At 63.4% G+C, this 16,251-nt stretch carries 15 protein-coding genes; 8 read left to right on the top strand and 7 right to left on the bottom strand.

The genetic code is table 11. The annotated features are described in order from the left end of the window. Positions 1–30 precede the first annotated feature (30 nt). Both Q8N40_RS08305 and Q8N40_RS08300 read right to left on the bottom strand, forming a co-directional pair. Positions 31–1,842 (bottom strand): NAD(P)/FAD-dependent oxidoreductase, encoded by a 1,812-nt coding sequence (locus Q8N40_RS08305; protein WP_305711487.1) that lies wholly within the window; start codon positions 1,840–1,842, stop codon positions 31–33. A 74-nt stretch (positions 1,843–1,916) separates the two neighbouring features. Then, complete coding sequence (locus tag Q8N40_RS08300; RefSeq protein ID WP_305711486.1) at positions 1,917–3,161, bottom strand: acyl-CoA dehydrogenase family protein; 1,245 nt, start codon at positions 3,159–3,161, stop codon at positions 1,917–1,919. A gap of 152 nt (positions 3,162–3,313) precedes the next feature. Here Q8N40_RS08300 and Q8N40_RS08295 point away from each other — a divergent pair, with 152 nt between their 5' ends. Then, entirely contained in the window at positions 3,314–4,084 is a 771-nt protein-coding gene (locus tag Q8N40_RS08295; protein WP_305321919.1) for an IclR family transcriptional regulator, read from the top strand. Positions 4,085–4,157: 73 nt separating this feature from the next. Next, complete coding sequence (locus Q8N40_RS08290) at positions 4,158–5,138, top strand: tripartite tricarboxylate transporter substrate binding protein (protein ID WP_305711485.1); 981 nt, start codon at positions 4,158–4,160, stop codon at positions 5,136–5,138. Between the two features lie 153 nt (positions 5,139–5,291). Here the strand turns inward: Q8N40_RS08290 and Q8N40_RS08285 are convergent, their stop codons facing one another. The 3 genes from Q8N40_RS08285 to Q8N40_RS08275 are packed head-to-tail and all read right to left on the bottom strand — an operon-like array spanning position 5,292 to position 9,287. Beyond that, entirely contained in the window at positions 5,292–6,395 is a 1,104-nt protein-coding gene (locus Q8N40_RS08285; RefSeq protein WP_305711484.1) for an ABC transporter ATP-binding protein, read from the bottom strand. Between the two features lie 28 nt (positions 6,396–6,423). After that, complete coding sequence (locus Q8N40_RS08280) at positions 6,424–7,485, bottom strand: ABC transporter substrate-binding protein (protein WP_305320081.1); 1,062 nt, start codon at positions 7,483–7,485, stop codon at positions 6,424–6,426. A gap of 23 nt (positions 7,486–7,508) precedes the next feature. Continuing rightward, positions 7,509–9,287 carry an iron ABC transporter permease gene (locus Q8N40_RS08275; RefSeq protein ID WP_305711483.1) on the bottom strand — a complete coding sequence of 593 codons (1,779 nt, stop codon included), beginning with the start codon at positions 9,285–9,287 and terminating at the stop codon, positions 7,509–7,511. Between the two features lie 200 nt (positions 9,288–9,487). Between Q8N40_RS08275 and Q8N40_RS08270 the strand changes: the two genes are divergently transcribed. Continuing rightward, on the top strand, positions 9,488–10,246 hold the full coding sequence (locus tag Q8N40_RS08270) for an SDR family NAD(P)-dependent oxidoreductase (protein WP_305711482.1): 759 nt from the start codon (positions 9,488–9,490) through the stop codon (positions 10,244–10,246). A 2-nt stretch (positions 10,247–10,248) separates the two neighbouring features. On the opposite strand, the gene Q8N40_RS08265 is transcribed toward Q8N40_RS08270, so the two are convergent. Continuing rightward, entirely contained in the window at positions 10,249–11,154 is a 906-nt protein-coding gene (locus Q8N40_RS08265; protein WP_305711481.1) for a LysR family transcriptional regulator, read from the bottom strand. Positions 11,155–11,298: 144 nt separating this feature from the next. Between Q8N40_RS08265 and Q8N40_RS08260 the strand changes: the two genes are divergently transcribed. From Q8N40_RS08260 to Q8N40_RS08240, 5 genes are all read left to right on the top strand, one after another. Further along, the gene (locus tag Q8N40_RS08260; protein ID WP_305711480.1) at positions 11,299–12,288 is read left to right on the top strand and encodes a tripartite tricarboxylate transporter substrate-binding protein; all 990 of its coding nucleotides are present in this window, start codon (positions 11,299–11,301) and stop codon (positions 12,286–12,288) included. 65 nt (positions 12,289–12,353) lie between these two features. Further along, entirely contained in the window at positions 12,354–13,430 is a 1,077-nt protein-coding gene (locus Q8N40_RS08255) for a tartrate dehydrogenase (protein WP_305711479.1), read from the top strand. A gap of 199 nt (positions 13,431–13,629) precedes the next feature. Continuing rightward, positions 13,630–13,836 carry a hypothetical protein gene (locus tag Q8N40_RS08250; RefSeq protein WP_305320075.1) on the top strand — a complete coding sequence of 69 codons (207 nt, stop codon included), beginning with the start codon at positions 13,630–13,632 and terminating at the stop codon, positions 13,834–13,836. A 1-nt stretch (position 13,837) separates the two neighbouring features. Then, positions 13,838–13,960 (top strand): hypothetical protein, encoded by a 123-nt coding sequence (locus Q8N40_RS08245; RefSeq protein WP_305320074.1) that lies wholly within the window; start codon positions 13,838–13,840, stop codon positions 13,958–13,960. Positions 13,961–14,102: 142 nt separating this feature from the next. Continuing rightward, on the top strand, positions 14,103–14,294 hold the full coding sequence (locus tag Q8N40_RS08240; RefSeq protein WP_305711478.1) for a hypothetical protein: 192 nt from the start codon (positions 14,103–14,105) through the stop codon (positions 14,292–14,294). A gap of 354 nt (positions 14,295–14,648) precedes the next feature. Here the strand turns inward: Q8N40_RS08240 and Q8N40_RS08235 are convergent, their stop codons facing one another. After that, on the bottom strand, positions 14,649–15,617 hold the full coding sequence (locus tag Q8N40_RS08235; protein WP_305711477.1) for a formylglycine-generating enzyme family protein: 969 nt from the start codon (positions 15,615–15,617) through the stop codon (positions 14,649–14,651). Positions 15,618–16,251 lie beyond the last annotated feature (634 nt).

Genomic DNA, 16,251 nt, shown 5'->3' with positions numbered 1-16,251 from the left:
AAGCATGGGCAGCAAGCGACTTAACCAATCTCAGCGAAACCGCAGCCCTTCAAAATCCCCGGCGCTGCGCCACGCGTCGATATACTTGAAGTAGGCCATGGCTCCCGCGGGATGGCCGACATTCAGCCGCGCCGCGGGGCCCGGCTCACGCCCTTCATTGTTGTAGTAACCCGGCGTGCAATCCGGCCCGCCGATCATCCGGCCGGCGCCAGTCAGCAGCAACTCGACCCAGTCGTCCTCAGCCTTCCCCGTCACTTCGATTTCCTTGAAGCCATTCTCTCGCGCATGCGTAACAATCAAGGCGATGGTCCTGGCGGCCTCCGTGAGGTTATGCGGCACATTGGAGATGAGATTTGCGCCCTGCGTCGGCTGCACGAAGAAGGCATTGGGAAAACCATTCACATGGATGCCGTGCTTGGTGCGCATGCCATCCGCCCAATGCTCCGACAGCCGGACACCGCCGCGGCCGATCAGATCGAAGCCGGATCGCCGCCTGTATTCGGTGCCGACCTCGAACCCCGATGCGTAGATGATACAGTCGAGCCTGTATTCCTCGCCCGCGACGACGACGCCGGCTTCGGTGATCCTTTCGACCCCCTTGCCGTCGGTGTCCACCAGATTCGTTCCGGGCGTGTTGAAGGCCTGCAAGTACTCGTCATGGAAGCACGGCCGTTTGCAGAGCTGACGATACCAGGCCTTGAGTTTCGCTGCGGTCTCGCGATCCCCGACGATGGCATCGACCCGCTTGCGAATCTCTTCCATTTTTTCAAAGTCGGAGTCTTCGAAGGCCGCCAGCATGTTTTTCGGAATTCGCTGCTCCCGCGGCAGCTGCATGATCTTGCTGCGGATCCGCCGCGACAGATCGGTCCAGCCGTCCTGAACCAGATCTTCCGTTGCGTTGCCGCCGGCCTGGTTTGCGGTGAAATTCTCCAGCCAGCGCTGTTGCCACCCCGGCGTCGCGATGGTCGAAAACCATTCGGGATCGATCGGCGCATTGGCGCGGACATCGACCGATGACGGCGTTCGTTGAAAGACGTAAAGCTCTTTGGCTGCGCGCGCCAGATGGGGCACGCACTGGACGGATGTCGCACCCGTGCCGATGATCCCGACGCGCTTGTCCGCCAGCCGGTCCATCGGCGCGCCCGAGGGATCGCCGCCGGTGTAGCCGTAGTCCCATCGGCTGGTGTGGAACGAATGTCCCTTGAACGCTTCGATTCCCGGTATGCCGGGCAATTTCGGGACATGCAGCGGCCCCGTGCCCAAACCGATGAATTGCGCCGTGAAGGCGTCGCCGCGGTTGGTATGGATGACCCAGCGCGAGGCGGCTTCGTCCCACGCCAGGCTTGTGACCTCGGTGTGAAACAGCGCGTTGTCATACAGCTTGTATTGCCTGCCGATACGCCGGCAGTGCTCGAGGATCTCGGGCGCATGCGCGTATTTCTCGGACGGCATGTGCCCGGTTTCCTCGAGCAGCGGCATGTAGACCATCGACGCGGTATCGCACTGCGCGCCGGGATACCGGTTCCAGTACCAGGTACCGCCGAAGTCGCCGCCCTTCTCGATGATGCGGACGTCCGTAACACCGCCCTCCGCGAGCCGCGCTGATGTGACCAACCCCGCAAAACCGCCGCCGATGAACGCGAAGCTGACGTGGTCGGTCTTTGGTTCGCGCGGGGTGACGGGCGTATAGGGATCGTCGAGATAATGGGCGAGTTGGTCTTTTACCTGAACATACTGGTCGTTGCCGTCTGCGCGGAGCCGCTTGTTGCGCTCCTCCAGGTATTTCCGGCGCAGCTTCTCCTTGTCGATGTGCAACTGTTGGGAGCCGTCGATGACCGTCATCCGAAAGTGCCTCTAGAAGATGTCATGTTTCTCCCTCTCCCCGCTTGCGGAGAGAGGTACGGAACTTGCACCGCTCACGCCGGCCGCGCCGCCAGATACGGCGAGCCCGCGATCGACCATACCGGCATCGCCTCCATCCTGAAAATCTGCCGCAGGTGCACCTCGTCCGGCCCGTCGCCGATCCGCAAGAGGCGTCCCCAGGCCAGCGCCTGGTGGATCGGGGTATCGTCGGATCCGCCCATCGCTCCGAACACCTGCATGGCGCGGTCGGCGATCCGCTGCAGCATCGCGGGCACCGCGACTTTTATCAATGAAACGTCACGCCAGGCGCCGTGGTGGCCGGCCTGGTCGAGCCGCCACGCGCAGCGCCAGGCCAGCAGGCGCGCCTGCTCGAGCTCGACGCGGGATTCGGCGATCCAGCGCTGCACGGTGTCGTATTGAATGATGGTGCGGCCGAAGGCCGAGCGCTCCGCCGATCGCACCATCATCAGTTCGATCAGCAGTTCGCAGAGCCCGATCGAGCGCATGCAGTGGTGAATGCGCGCTGGCCCAAGCCGGATCTGCGCGACTTTAAAACCCTCGCCTTCCGCACCGAGCAGGTTGGCGGCGGGTACGCGGACATTTTCAAACGCGAGTTCACCGATCGGCGCGGTGTGATCCTCGCAGCCCATCCAGCGCAGCGAGCGCACCAGCCGGACCCCCGGCGCCTCCATCGGCACGATGATGCAGGAATGGCGCCGGGTGCGATCGGCCTCCGCATCGGTCACGCCCATCACGATGAGGAAACTGCAGCGCGGATGCGCCGCGCCGGTGATGAACCATTTGCGCCCGCTGATGATGTAGTCGTCACCGTCGCGGACCATGCGGGTCGCAATATTGGTCGCATCCGACGAGGCGACGTCGGGCTCGGTCATGCCGAAGGCCGAACGGGTTTTGGCTTCGAGCAGCGGCCGCAGCCAGCGCACCTTCTGTTCCGGCGTGGCGCAATTCTGCAGCGCGATCATGTTGGGCACGTCGGGCGCCTGGCAGTTGAAGACTTCGGAGGCCCAGAACAGCCGGCCCATGATCTCGGCCAGCGGCGCGTATTCGAGGTTGGAGAGCCGCGTCCCCGGCTCGTCATCGGCGAGTTCGGGCAGGCCGAGATTCCACAACCCCGCTTCCCGCGCCTTCTGCTGCAGTCCGGCCATGAAGGGCGGCGTCTCGCGGCTGACGGCGACATGCGCGAGCCAGTCGCGATGGCGCGGCAGCACTTCCCGATCGAAAAAGGCTGCAAGCCGTGCCCGCCACTGCTCCGACCGCGCGGATAGATCGAAGTCCATACTGCCTCCCCAAACAAGGCGGCATTTAAACGCATACCGACACGAAAGGCAAATCTGTTTCATTATATTGACAGTACTCGATATTCTGTCCATTATTTGGCATGGCCTCGACCTCCCCCTTCAGCCGACTTGCTCCTTCGCGGCCAAAAGCCGTGGCGGAACAAAGCGATCCGTCCTTTGCCACGACGCTGGCGCACGGGCTCGATGTGCTGGCCGCGTTCCGCCACAGCAGCGGCGCGCTGTCGAATGCCGACCTTGCCGCCAGCACAGGCCTGTCGCGGCCGACGGTGTCACGGCTGACCCACACGCTGGCGCAGCTCGGCTATCTCAAGCGCGACGCCAAGGGCCGCTTCGAACTCGGGCTCGGCATCCTGGCGGCGGCCTATCCGGTGCTCTCGCCGCTGAAGGTGCGGCAGCTGGCGCGGCCCCTGATGCGCGACTTCGCGGCCTACACCGGCGGCACCGTATCGATCGCGATGCCGTTCGGCCTCGACTTCATCTATGTCGAGACGCTGCGCACCACCGATGCGGTGCCGCACATGCCCGACGTCGGCTTTACCGGAACGATGGCGACCACCGCGGTCGGCCGCGCGCTGCTGTCGCTGTTCACCGCGGACGAGCGCGACAACTACGTGAAAGCCGTGAAAGCAGAACGTCCCGAGGAACTGAAATACGTGCAGGCGCGGACGCTGCCCGACAGCGAGCTTTGCAGGGAACGCGGTTTCGCGGTCTCGCTCGGCGAATGGCGGCGCGAGATCTTTGGCGTCGCAGCCCCGCTGTACCGCACGCCGGCCGGTGATTGCCTTTCGGTGAATTGCGGCATTCCCTCGTTTCGCTTCAGCGCCGAGCAGATCGAGCGCGAATGCGGCCCGCGCATCCTCGGCCTCGCGCGCAGCATCAAATCACTCGTCGCCAACGAATAGTTTGCATCGCCACCACGGAATTAACCGAAACAAGAGCATCGCTCGAACGATGCTTCGTACATGGGAGGGGAAAATGAGGGGCATCCGGGCCTTTGGCTTCGCCACGGGCACAATCGCATTGCTGCTTGGCAGTGTCGCAGGCGCATCGGCGCAGGGCAACTGGCCGAACCGCGCCATCCACATCGTGGTCCCGTATCCCGCCGGCGGCATCGTCGACATCGTCGCCCGCACCGTCACCGACCAGATCGGCCGCGACCTCAAGCAGACCATCGTCGTGGAAGCCCGGCCCGGCGGCAACAGCAACATCGGCACCGCATCGGTCGCGCGAAGCGATCCCGACGGTTACACTTGGCTGGTCACCGGACCGGCGGTGCTGGTCAACCCCACTTTGTACAAGGACGCCGGATGGGACCCGATGCAGGGTTTCAAATGCGTCGGGCTGGCGATCTGGAATCAGAGCGTGGCGGTTGTGAACACCTCGATGCCGGCCAAGACGCTCCAGGAATTTATCGAACTGGCGCGCAGCAAGCCCGGCCATTATAATTTCGGCAATCCCGGCACCGGTTCATCGATCGACCTGACCGCGCAGAAACTGTTCCAGACCGCGGGCGTCAAGCTGACCAATGTCGGCTACAAGGGGCAGCCGCCGGCGCTGATCGACCTGATCACCAACCTGATGCATTTCGAAATCGTCTCGCTGGCGCTGGCATTGCCGCACATCAAGCAGGGAACGATCAAGCCGCTCGCAGTGTTCACGGAAAAGCGCATCGCCGACCTGCCCGACGTGCCGACCATCGCCGAGGCCGGCTACCCCGGCGCCTCCTACGTTTCCTGGTACGGCATCTATGTGCCATCGGCGACGCCGGATGCGGTTGCCGAAAAAATCAACCAGGCTATCAACAAGGCGCTATCGAATCCCGACGTTCAGCGCCAGCTGGCGGTCGCCGACATTCCGGGCAAGCCGATGTCGTTGCCGGAACTGGCGGCCCTGATGAAAGCCGATCACGGCAAGCTGACGGCGGTGGTCAGGGAGTCCGGGATGAAGGCGCAGTAACACTGCTTCGTCACGGCGGCACACTGCCGCTTTGAGCCCCTGATAGAGAAACATCATTGCGAGCGAAGCGAAGCAATCCAGCTTTCTCTTGCGAGGAGGAAAGAAAAAGAATGGATTGCTTCGTCGTGCGCTCCTCGCAATGACGGCCCGCCGCTACTCGTACGTCGACGCCCCCGTGTCCCGATACGCCCAGCACCCCTCGCGCGGCAGCGACACCGTCGTTTCCACCCCGACCTGATGCCGCGCGGCGGTGCCGAGTTCGAGCGCTTCCAGGCGCCGGCCGAACAGCTCGACGTCGTAGACGGTCTGGGTGCCCTGATAGCGGCGATCGACCACGCGCGCGGGAAACACGTTGACGCCGTCGCTTCTGCCGAGCCCGATGGCTTCCGGGCGCAATGCAATCCGCACCTTGTCGCCGCGGTCGAGCGGTTGCAGCAGCGCCGCCTCGCCGGAGTGCCCGCCGCCGAAATCGACCACGCCGAATTCGCCATTGCGCCCCACCAGCGTGCCCGTGAGTTCATTGGTGGCGCCGGTGAAATTGGCGACGAACAGATCGGCGGGCCGGTTGTAGATCTGGTCCGGCGTACCGATCTGCAACAGCTTGCCGTCTCGCATCACCCCGATGCGGTCGCCGAGCACCACCGCTTCGGCCTGGTCGTGGGTGACGTAGAGCGCGGTCATGCCGGTCTGCTTCAGGATCATGCGAAGATCGTCGCGCAGCCTCAGGCGCAGCTTCGCATCGAGGTTCGATAACGGCTCGTCGAGCAGCAGCAGTTGCGGCCGGTACACGATGCTGCGCGCCAGTGCGACGCGCTGCATCTGGCCGCCCGACAGCGCCACCACGGGCCGATCGGCGTATTCCGTCAGGCCCACCAGCGCCAGCACCTCGTCGACCTTCCGACGGGCTTCGGCGCGCGCGACCTTGCGGTGCTTGAGCGGATAGACCACGTTCTGCCGCACGGTCTCGTGCGGCCACACCGCGTAGGACTGGAACACCATCCCGCGGTCGCGCGACCGCGTCGGCAGCAGGATGCCGCGCTCGGGCGACGACACCAGATTCCCGGCGATGCTGATGTCGCCGCCGGTAGGATGCTCGAGCCCGGCGACGCAGCGCAGGGTCGTGGTCTTACCGCAGCCGGAGGGACCGAGCAGCACCACGATCTCGCCGGCCGGCACGGCGAAGCTGACGCCGTCAACGGCGGGCCGGCCGATCGGAAACTGCTTGCGCAGGTCGGTGACGTCGAGGGTCGCCGTCATGATTTTTTCAGTTTCATGAGCGCGACGATCACTGGCGATGTCCAAACGTCTTGTCCCATTCCGCCACCCAGGACTCGTGCAGCTTGACGTATTCCTCGAACTTCGGAAACCAGACCTTGACCACCTTGGGATCGAAGCCTTCGGGATAGACCGGAGCCACCTTGAGCGCGGTCAGATTGCCGAGTTCCTTGATCATGAAGGTTTGCCCCTCCTTCGACAGGCACCAGTTCAGGAACAGTTTTGCGGCATTGGGATTGGCAGCGGTCTTCGGAATTCCGGTGGCGTAGGGATTGGCCGGCGTCCCCTCCGGCGGGAAGAAGATCGCGATCGGCGCGCCGTCCTTCTGCTTCGGGTAGATCGCATTGTAGAGCAGCGGGCCCATCGCGACTTCGCCGCGCACCATCGAATCCGACATCGGCGCACCCGAGGGGTAGAGGATCGGACGGGTCGCCGCCTGCTTCGCCCAATAGTCTTCGCCCAGCACCTGACGTTCGAACATGATACGGGTCCAGGTAGTGCCGCCGGAGCGGGCGAACACCTGCCCGGTCATCTTGTCGTATTCCGGCTTGGTCAGGTCCATCCACGACTTCGGCGGGTTCTTGACCAGTTCGGTGTTGTAGGCGATCGACCACACCAGCGTGACGCGCGGCCACAGCTTGGGAGAAATCTGCGCATCGGGATTGTAGTCGGCGGCATTCGGCGGCGCATAGTCCTGGAACATGTCGGCGAGCGGCAGCATCAGCGCGCGGTCGGAATGATCGATCACGTCGGCGATCAGCTTGCCGGCCGCGGCCTCGGTCTTGACGCGGGTGATGAGCTGGCCGCCCGGCGCGCGCACCATTTCAATCTTGATCTCGGGGAACCGCTTCTGGAACTCCTTGATCACCCGCTGTTCGACTTCGGCGAAATTGGCGGTGTAATAGACCAGCTTGCCTTCCTTTTTCGCCGCCGCGATCAGTTCGGGCGAGCCGAACTCCTGCGCCTGCGCCGGCGGCGCGCCCAGCGCGAGCGCGAGGCCGGCGGCGCCGGCTATCGCGACGAACCCGGTAACGAACTTGGTAGCGATCCTGGCAACGATTCTTTTATTCATGGCCGATCCTCCCTTGGTTTCAATTATCCCGCACGGGCAACGCTGCCCTGGGCCTGCCCGCGCGACAGCCAGTTGGCGCCCCCGATGAGCACGCCGAGCAAAACCGTCTGCACCAGGCTGAAGGCGGCGGTCTTGCCGAGATTGCCGCCTTCGTAATAGTCGAGCAGCAGCACCGACATCACCATGGTGTTGCTGGTGTAGAGAAACAGCGACGAGCCGAGTTCGCGGATCGCCAGCACGAACAGCAGCGTCATCGCGGCCAGCACGCCCGGCCGCGCCAGCGGCAGCACGATGGTCCTGATGGTGCCGAGCATGCCCTTGCCGCAGACCCAGGCGGCTTCCTCCAGCTCACGGTGAATCTGCAGGAACGAGGTCGACAACGCCTTGACCGTGTCCGGCAGGAAGCGCGCGATGAAAGCCAGCGCCAGGATCCAGATGGTGCCGTAGAGCCCGCCGGGAATCCCGATCCAGGCCCACAGATAGGCGACGCCGACCACGAGGCCGGGAATCGCCACCGGCAAGGTCGAGATCAGATCGAGCGAGCGCCGGCCAGGCACCTTGGTGCGGTGGATCGTGTAGCCGATCGCAAAGGCCAGCGCGCCGCCGACCACCGCGGTGACGACGCCGACCTCGATTGCATTGTAGATCGAACGCAGCGTCAGCGGATTGTCGAAGATGCTGTGGAAATGCATCAGCGAATACTGCTTCATGTCGAACAGGCTGGCGGCATCGCGGATGAACATGAATTTGCGGAACGCCGCCACGATCAGCGCGAGACACGGCAGGATCACGACGACGACGAGATAGACCATGCCGAGGCCGAAGGTGAACCAGCGCCACGGCCCCAGATCGAGGTTGCGCGGCCGGTAGGCCTTGCCGGCGACGGTGGTGTAGCTGCGCCCGCTCAGCACGACCTGCTGCAGCACCACCAGCGCGCCGGTCACCACCATCAGGATGATGGCGACCGCGGCGGCGGTGTTGTAGAGCGGCGGCGACCAGTTTGTGAGCTTGAAAATATAGGTGGTCAGCATGCTGATATTGGTCGGCGCACCGAGTACCGCGGGGATGCCGTAGATGCCGAGCATGACGATGAAGGACAGCAGCATGCCGGACACGATCGCCGGCATGATCAGCGGGAACGTCACCGTGAACACGGTCGCGAACGCGCTGGCGCCGGAAATCTCCGCGGCCTCTTCCAGGCTCGGATCCATGTTGCGCAGCGCCGACGAGGTGAACATGTAGACGTAGGGTGCGTAATAGATGCCGAACACGAACACCAGGCCCCACATCGAATAGAAGTCGACGCGCCAGTCGGACCCGATCCATTTGAACATGGTGTTGATCAGGCCCGTTTTGGGCGAACCGAGGATCGCCCAGGCCACGCCTGCGACCAGCGGCGGCGCGAACAGCGGCAGGATGCTGGCGGCGGCGATGAATCCCTTGAATGGCGTGTTGGTGCGCACCACGATCCAGGAGAAGGCGAGCCCGATCACGACCGCGAGCAGGGTGCCGCCGCCGCAGGCGATCATGGTATTGATCAGCGCCTCCGCGACATTGGGGTTGGCGAGCACGACGAGGAAATTAGTAATTGACAGGTGACTGAGGCTGAAGCCGTCGACCACCGGGTTGGTGTCGGTCAGCGCACCCAATAGCAGCGTGAGCAGCGGATAGATCACCAGAAAGCCGAGGATAACCAGCAATAGCGCAACCCAGGAGCCGGCCAGCACGCGCCGGCGCACGCCCTCCCCGCCGCTGCGCGCAACCTCGATGCGCCGGCCTTCCGGTCCGTTCAAAGCGTTCATCCCCCTGGCCGGCGGGCGGCCTTCTTTCTTCTTGTGCGCCAAGCCTAGTCGAAGCCGCGCCCGGCGGGAAGTGTCAGAAGGCCGGTCATTGGAGGCGTATTCGTCGCACCCGTTGGATGGCGCCCCGCTTCCGCAGGTGCTTCTCAGGTGACTTGCCTCGTCCTTACCCCCTAGGATGCGCGCATTCAGGAGGAACTCCCGTGACGAATGCGATTTATCCAGGCCTCAAGGACAAAGTGGTTTTCATTTCCGGCGGCGCCAGCGGCATCGGCGAATCCATCGTGCGGCACTTTGCCGGGCAAGGCTGCAAGGTCGGCTTCGTCGACATCGCCGACGATGCCGCCCGGGCGCTGATCGCCGACATCGGGCCGACGGCCCGGCTGCATTACGAACATTGCGACGTCACCGATATTGCGGCGCTGAAGCGGACCATCGATGCGGTGCGCAAGGCGCTCGGCCCGATCACCATCCTCGTAAACAACGCCGCGCACGATCAGCGCCACGCCATCGACGAGGTGACGCCCGAATTCTGGGACGACCGGCTTGCCATCAACCTCAAGCACCAGTTCTTTGCGGCGCAGGCGATCTATCCCGACATGAAGGCCGCGGGCGGCGGCGCGATCATCAATTATTCATCGAGCGCATGGATGACCGCAACCGCGAATCTCGCGGCCTATTCGACCGCGAAGGCCGGCGTGCTGGGGCTGACGAAATCGCTGGCGCGCGACCTTGGCGTCCACAATATCCGCGTCAATGCCATCGTTCCCGGCTGGATCATGACCCAACGCCAGATCGACCTCTGGCTGACGCCGGAGGCTGAAGCGAACCTGATGGCGCGCCAATGCCTGAAGCACAAGCTCTATCCGGCCGACTGCGCGCGGATGACCGTGTTTCTGGCGTCGGACGACGCGTCGGGCCTGACCAGCCAGAGTTTTGTCGTGGATGGCGGCAGACTTTAGCTTCAAGCCTCCTTGGCGTAACGCGCCAGCGAAGCCCTCAGCATTTCCAGCATTTCGTCCCGCACGGGATCACGCGTCCCGCGAGCCCAGGCCGCCGCCAGCGGCAGCCGGTTCATATCGGACGCCTCCAGCGGGATGTACCGCACGCCGCGCGCCGCCATTCGTGATGTCCATCGCGGAACGATGGCAACGCCGAGTTCGGCGGCGACGAGATTGACGATGGTCTGTTTTTCATCGGCGAGCTGGACCACGCGCGCCTGCAAGCCGGCCTGGGCAAACAGTTTCATGGTGAGATCGTGGCTGTGCGGGCGCGACCGGCGCTCGGGCACGATCAACGGCTGCCCGGCGAGATCGGTGATATCAACGCGTTTTCTCGATGCGAGGGGATGACGATCGGGCACGGCCACCACGGCCGTTTCATGAAACAGAAACAGAAATTCGAGCCGCTTGTCGGGATTCACGGGTGGCCGCACCACCGCCATGTCGAGCCGGCCGGAAATCAACCGTGGCAGCAGGCGGATCGTCTTGTCTTCGGTCAGTTTCACCGTGACATCAGGCCGGCGCTCGCGAAAATCGTGCAGCAGCATCGGAAGCAGGCCGGCAGCGGCGCTGTCGATCGCGCCGAGCCGGATGGTCTCGGCCTGCTTGCGGCCGCGGGCGTGGAATTTGACCGCGAGACTGTCCGCCTGCGCCAGCAGATGGCGGGCGTCCTTCAGCAGCACGACGCCGTCCTCGGTCAGCGCGACGCTGCGGGTGGTCCGCGTCATCAGCTGCGTGCCGAGATCGTCTTCAAGCAGCTTTATGTAGCGCCCAAGTGCCGACGGCAGCATTTCCAGCCGTTGCGCGGCGCGGCCGAAATGCAGCTCCTCGGCCGCCGCCACGAAACAGCGAAGCTGGTGCAATTCCATGCTGGTTCCTCCTGCGCCAGATTATATCAAATATTTGTATAATCGTATGCTGATTGAAGGGGTGTGACATCAGGACGTAGCGTGCCCGCAAGCGCTGACCGCCGGGCGGAATCAGCCAGCCGACAAATTTGATGGGAGTGACCAATGCGGTTCAATCGACGCGCGATCCTGACCAGTGCCCTCGCCGCCATCTCCACCTTCGCTTCGCACGCCGTCACGGCGCAGACCGCCTTTCCGACCAAGCCGATCACGCTGATCGTTCCCGCCGCATCCGGCGGGCCGACCGACACGGTGGCCCGCCTCATCGCGGAGTCGATGGGTCGCACCCTCGGCCAGACCGTGCTGGTCGAGAATGTCGGCGGCGCCGGCGGCACGCTCGGCATGGCCAGGGTGTCGAAGTCGCCGGCCGACGGCTACACCGTCGCGGTCTGGCACATTGCCCACGCCACCGCGCCCGCGCTTTACGATTCGCTCAAATACGATGTCGTCGAGGATTTCGATCACCTCGGCCGCATCACCGACGTGCCGATGACGCTGGTGTCGAAGGCAGCATTGCCGCCTGGCAACGTCACCGAACTGCTGGCGTGGATTCGTGACAACAAGGACAAGGCCACCTACGGCCATGCCGGCATCGGCTCGGCCTCGCATCTGTGCATGCTGATGCTGATGAAGGAGCTCGGCGTGCAGATCAATGGCATCCCCTATCGCGGCACCGGCCCGGCCATGAACGACCTGCTGGGCGGCCAGTTCGACGTGATGTGCGACCAGACCACCAACACCACCAACCAGATCAAGGAAGCCAGGATCAAGGGCTTTGCGGTCACCACCAAGTCGAAAGTCTCGTCGCTGCCCGACCTGCCGCCGCTCGATGCGGGCGCCGTCAAAGGCTTCGAAGTGTCGGCCTGGCACGCGATGTGGGCGCCGAAGGGATTGCCGAAGGAGGCCTCCGACAAGCTTGTCGCGGCCCTTCAGGCGGCGCTGAAAGATCCCAAGGTGATCGAGCGGTTTGCCAGCCTCGGCACCGAGCCGGTCGCAGCGCCACTCGCGACGCCGGCCGCCCTGAAGTCGCATCTGTCGGCCGAGGTGCCGCGCTGGGCAGCGGTCATCAAGGCCGCCGGCGCCAAGGGAAACTGAGCTTTCCGCCCCAGCCGATCAATCATCCACGAACGACGCGCGGCTTCGCGGTCCGGAGAGATTTCATGAAGACCTATGCCATCGCAGCGATCCCGGGCGACGGGATCGGCACCGAAGTCATTGCCGCCGGCGTCGAGGTCCTGCACGCGCTGGCCCAGCGCGACGGCAGCTTCACCTTCAAGGTCGATCATTTCGACTGGGGCTCCGAATACTACAAGAAGCACGGCATCATGATGCCCGAGAATGGCCGCGACCAGATCAAGGGACACGACGCCATTCTGTTCGGCTCGGCCGGCGCGCCCGACGTGCCCGACCACATCACGCTGTGGGGCCTGCGGCTCGCGATCTGCCAGCCGTTCGATCAATACGCCAATGTGCGGCCGACCCGCATCCTGCCCGGCATCACCAGTCCCTTGCGCAACGTTCACGGCAAGGAGCTCGACTGGGTCATCGTCCGCGAAAACTCCGAAGGCGAATATGCCGGGGTCGGAGGCCGGGTCCACAAGGGGTTGCCGCTCGAGGTCGCGACCGACGTATCGATCCTGACGCGCGCCGGCGTCGAGCGCATCATGCGCTTCGCGTTCAGGCTCGCACAGTCTCGCCCGCGCAAGCTGTTGACCGTCGTGACCAAATCCAACGCCCAGCGCCATGCCATGGTGATGTGGGACGAGATCGCCGTCGAGATCGCCGCCGAGTTCAAAGACGTCACCTGGGACAAGATGCTGGTCGACGCCATGACCATGCGCATGGTGATGAAGCCGGAAACCATCGATACCGTGGTCGCGACCAATTTGCATGCCGACGTGCTGTCGGATCTCGCGGCAGCGCTTGCCGGCTCGCTCGGCATCGCGCCGACGGCGAACCTCAATCCGGAGCGGACCTATCCCTCGATGTTCGAACCGATTCACGGCTCGGCCTTCGACATCATCGGCAAGGGCATCGCCAATCCGGTCGGCACCTTCTGGTCTTCCGTGATGATGCTGGAGCATCTCGGGGAGCCTGCCGCCGCGACGCGGTTGATGCAGGCGATCGAGCGCGTCACCGCCGACCCGCGTTTCCACACGCCCGATCTCGGCGGCAAGGCCCGGACCACGGAGGTCACGGCTGCCGTGATCGATTCCATCCACGGCGCCAACGAATGAGGCGATCCCACGCCGGCGTTACCTGGTTGACCGGGCCACCGCGGTCGAACGTTTCGACATCAATTACATTTACGTGAGGGACTCCATATTTAGTGCACGATGCGCGCTATTTAACCTCGCATTAACGCTCCACTGTACCTATCTGTGAACAGGGAAAGGAAATTCGCTCAAGGACAACTCCAAGAAAAGGAGCCATCTTATGGCGAACGTACTGACCACTGGGGCCTGGCTTTCTGCTCCGACCAAAAAACCTTCCTTTTTCGCACGATTATTGCGCGCTCACTTCGAAGCCCGTCAGCGGGGGGCTGAACGCGCGGTTGCGCATTACATTGCCACCCACGGGCTCAAGCGGACGGATGACGCCGATCGTCAAATCGAGCGTGTCTTCCTGAAAGCGGGCCGGTAACATGATCACACTCATCATCGTGCAGGCGGCGAACAAGCTCGCTCGGTTCGGCAAGGACGTTGTCGAGACATGGCGCGAAACCCAACGCCTTCGTCAGACCCTTCCCGGCCCGACCGAGGAGTAGCTTCTCGCGTTCGCACCTGACCTGGGGCGGGTTCCTGCAGCGCCCCCGTTAACCAATTGGAACCCGCTTGAACCAGTTACGCTCTTGACGCAGCCGCGCGCTAGGCCAGAATGGCCGGCACGTTGCGCCGGGAGCCAATCCTATGAGGTTTTTGATTACTGCGCAGGACACCGCGGGAAGCGTCACTCTCAACCGGGAGTCCGTCCCGGCTGCATTGAAGAAAGCCCGGGAATTGATCTCGGACGGCTGCTGGGACGTTGAGATAGCAACGCCCGACGGAACCATCTACCGGCCCGCCCAGTTCGATGCGCTGAAGGAACAAGTCGGCGCATAGTACGCGCCGCCGTTCTCATTCGGGTCCTTCGCGGCCGTCACGGGAGCGAACGCAGCTGATTGGGCGGCGGCACCGGCTTCCTGTGGATCCTCGCCGTATTCGCGATGTGATCGGCGCCGACCGCCTTGATTCACCGGCCGCCACGGTTGATCGGTCCACGGACACCAACCACACCGACCCTGGGACTGACCACCGCCCGCACGACCGGCCGGCCGGGGTCGCAGCACGACGCCAGGCCTTGAGAGGGTTGGCATCGACAGGCCCGCCATGCACCAGACGGCCAGTCCCGCATGCGCCAGCACCACCGGCCAGAACGCGCATGCGAAGTCCTGCGTTGCTATTCGGGCAAGCGTTTCACCTGTCCCTTACCCGCTTGACGCATCGAAATCCGACATGGCTCGTGGAGCTATCGATCGCTTCAGCATGTCGCGCGGCAGGCCGATAGCGTCGGCAATAGTTCGGCGCGCACAGATGCGAACCGCCTTTCAAGACCTTTCGTGGAATTCGGATCTGAGGCTGACGGGGATCGAGGCTTTCAGCCTCTCGGCCGCCACGGGGATTTTCCGGAATGCAGCACGCCTTCGGTGCGTCCGCTTCATGCTGTTGCGAATACCAGTCGGAGGTCCATTCCCAGACATTGCCGATCATGTCGTAGACGCCATATCCGTTCGGTGGAAACGCCGTAACCGGCGAGGTGCGCTCGAAACCATCGGCACGGAGATTTTGGCTGGGGAATTCGCCTTGCCAGGTGTTGGCAAGGTGCTGGCCGCCGGGCGCGAACTCGTCGCCCCATGCATATTCGACCTCGCTCAAGCCACCGCGTGCGGCGAACTCCCACTCCGCCTCGGTCGGAAGATCCTTGCCGGCCCATCGCGCATAGGCGAGCGCATCGGAATAGGCGACGTGAACGACAGGATGATTGTCAAGCTCGTTGATGTCGCTTTTCGGTCCATAGGGATGTTGCCAGTCGGCGCCCTTCATGAATTGCCACCACTGGCTCCAGTCATGGAGATTGACGGCCTTCGCGGGCGGCGAAAACGTCAGCGAGCCGGCATAGATCATATGAGGCAGCGCGCCAGGGTAATCCTTCGGGTCGGGCGGGATTTCGGCGAAGGTAATGTGGCCGGTCGCCCGCACGAATTCCCTGAACTGCCGATTCGTTACCGGCGTGCGGTCAATGAAAAATTCATCAACCGTCACGCGATGAGTTGGCGCTTCCTCGGGATAATGCCTGTCCGACCCCATGCGAAACGTGCCGCCGGGAATCCGCAGCATGCCATCAACTACACTGACCTGAGGGTCGATCGCAGCGGAGATCTTCATCAACCCACCCCCGCCTCGCTGGCACAAGCAGGCGATGCTAATATCAAACTTGCAGACGCGCCACGCGAAAACGAAAAAGCCTGCCTAAATGGACAGCTCCAGGAAATGCGGACACGTCTGAGGAATAATGTCATTTTCCAGATACCTTGCTTGCAATCCATCCCATCACGACGAAGGCGCCCGCCGCAAGATGAGTTTCGCAAAGGCTCGGCCGTCCTGCCGATTTGCACGTCGGTCGACCCCCGGGAGTAACCATCAGCATCCCGCTCGGATTTTTTTGTTGGTTCATGCCCCGCGAAACAACATAATCATCGAGCAAATTCAACAAATCTACACCGTCGGGCAAATCACTTCCGTTTATCGGAAGTGATGTCAAGCCCCTCTCGAAAAAATAATTCTGTTTATCGGAAGTAAGAACCGGAGTATATGATTTCCCATCCCGTCCCACTCAGAGCAACTGTGCTGAAGTAGACCGGTGATCGGCCGGCCTCAAGGCTGGCGCGAAGCGCGCCCCCGCCTTCGGCGGCTGACGGCCTTGACCCCGTCCGTTCCCCGGTCTGTTGGCTTGGCATGCGCTCGGTCGAGGACCGAGCGCAGTGAGGTGCGCTCGATCAGTTCAGTGCGTAACGGCTGG

Source organism: Bradyrhizobium sp., from assembly GCF_030693485.1.
GTDB lineage: Bacteria > Pseudomonadota > Alphaproteobacteria > Rhizobiales > Xanthobacteraceae > Bradyrhizobium.
Note: the sequence above shows the minus strand (reverse complement) of the source record. Positions and strands in the feature narration are given on the sequence as shown.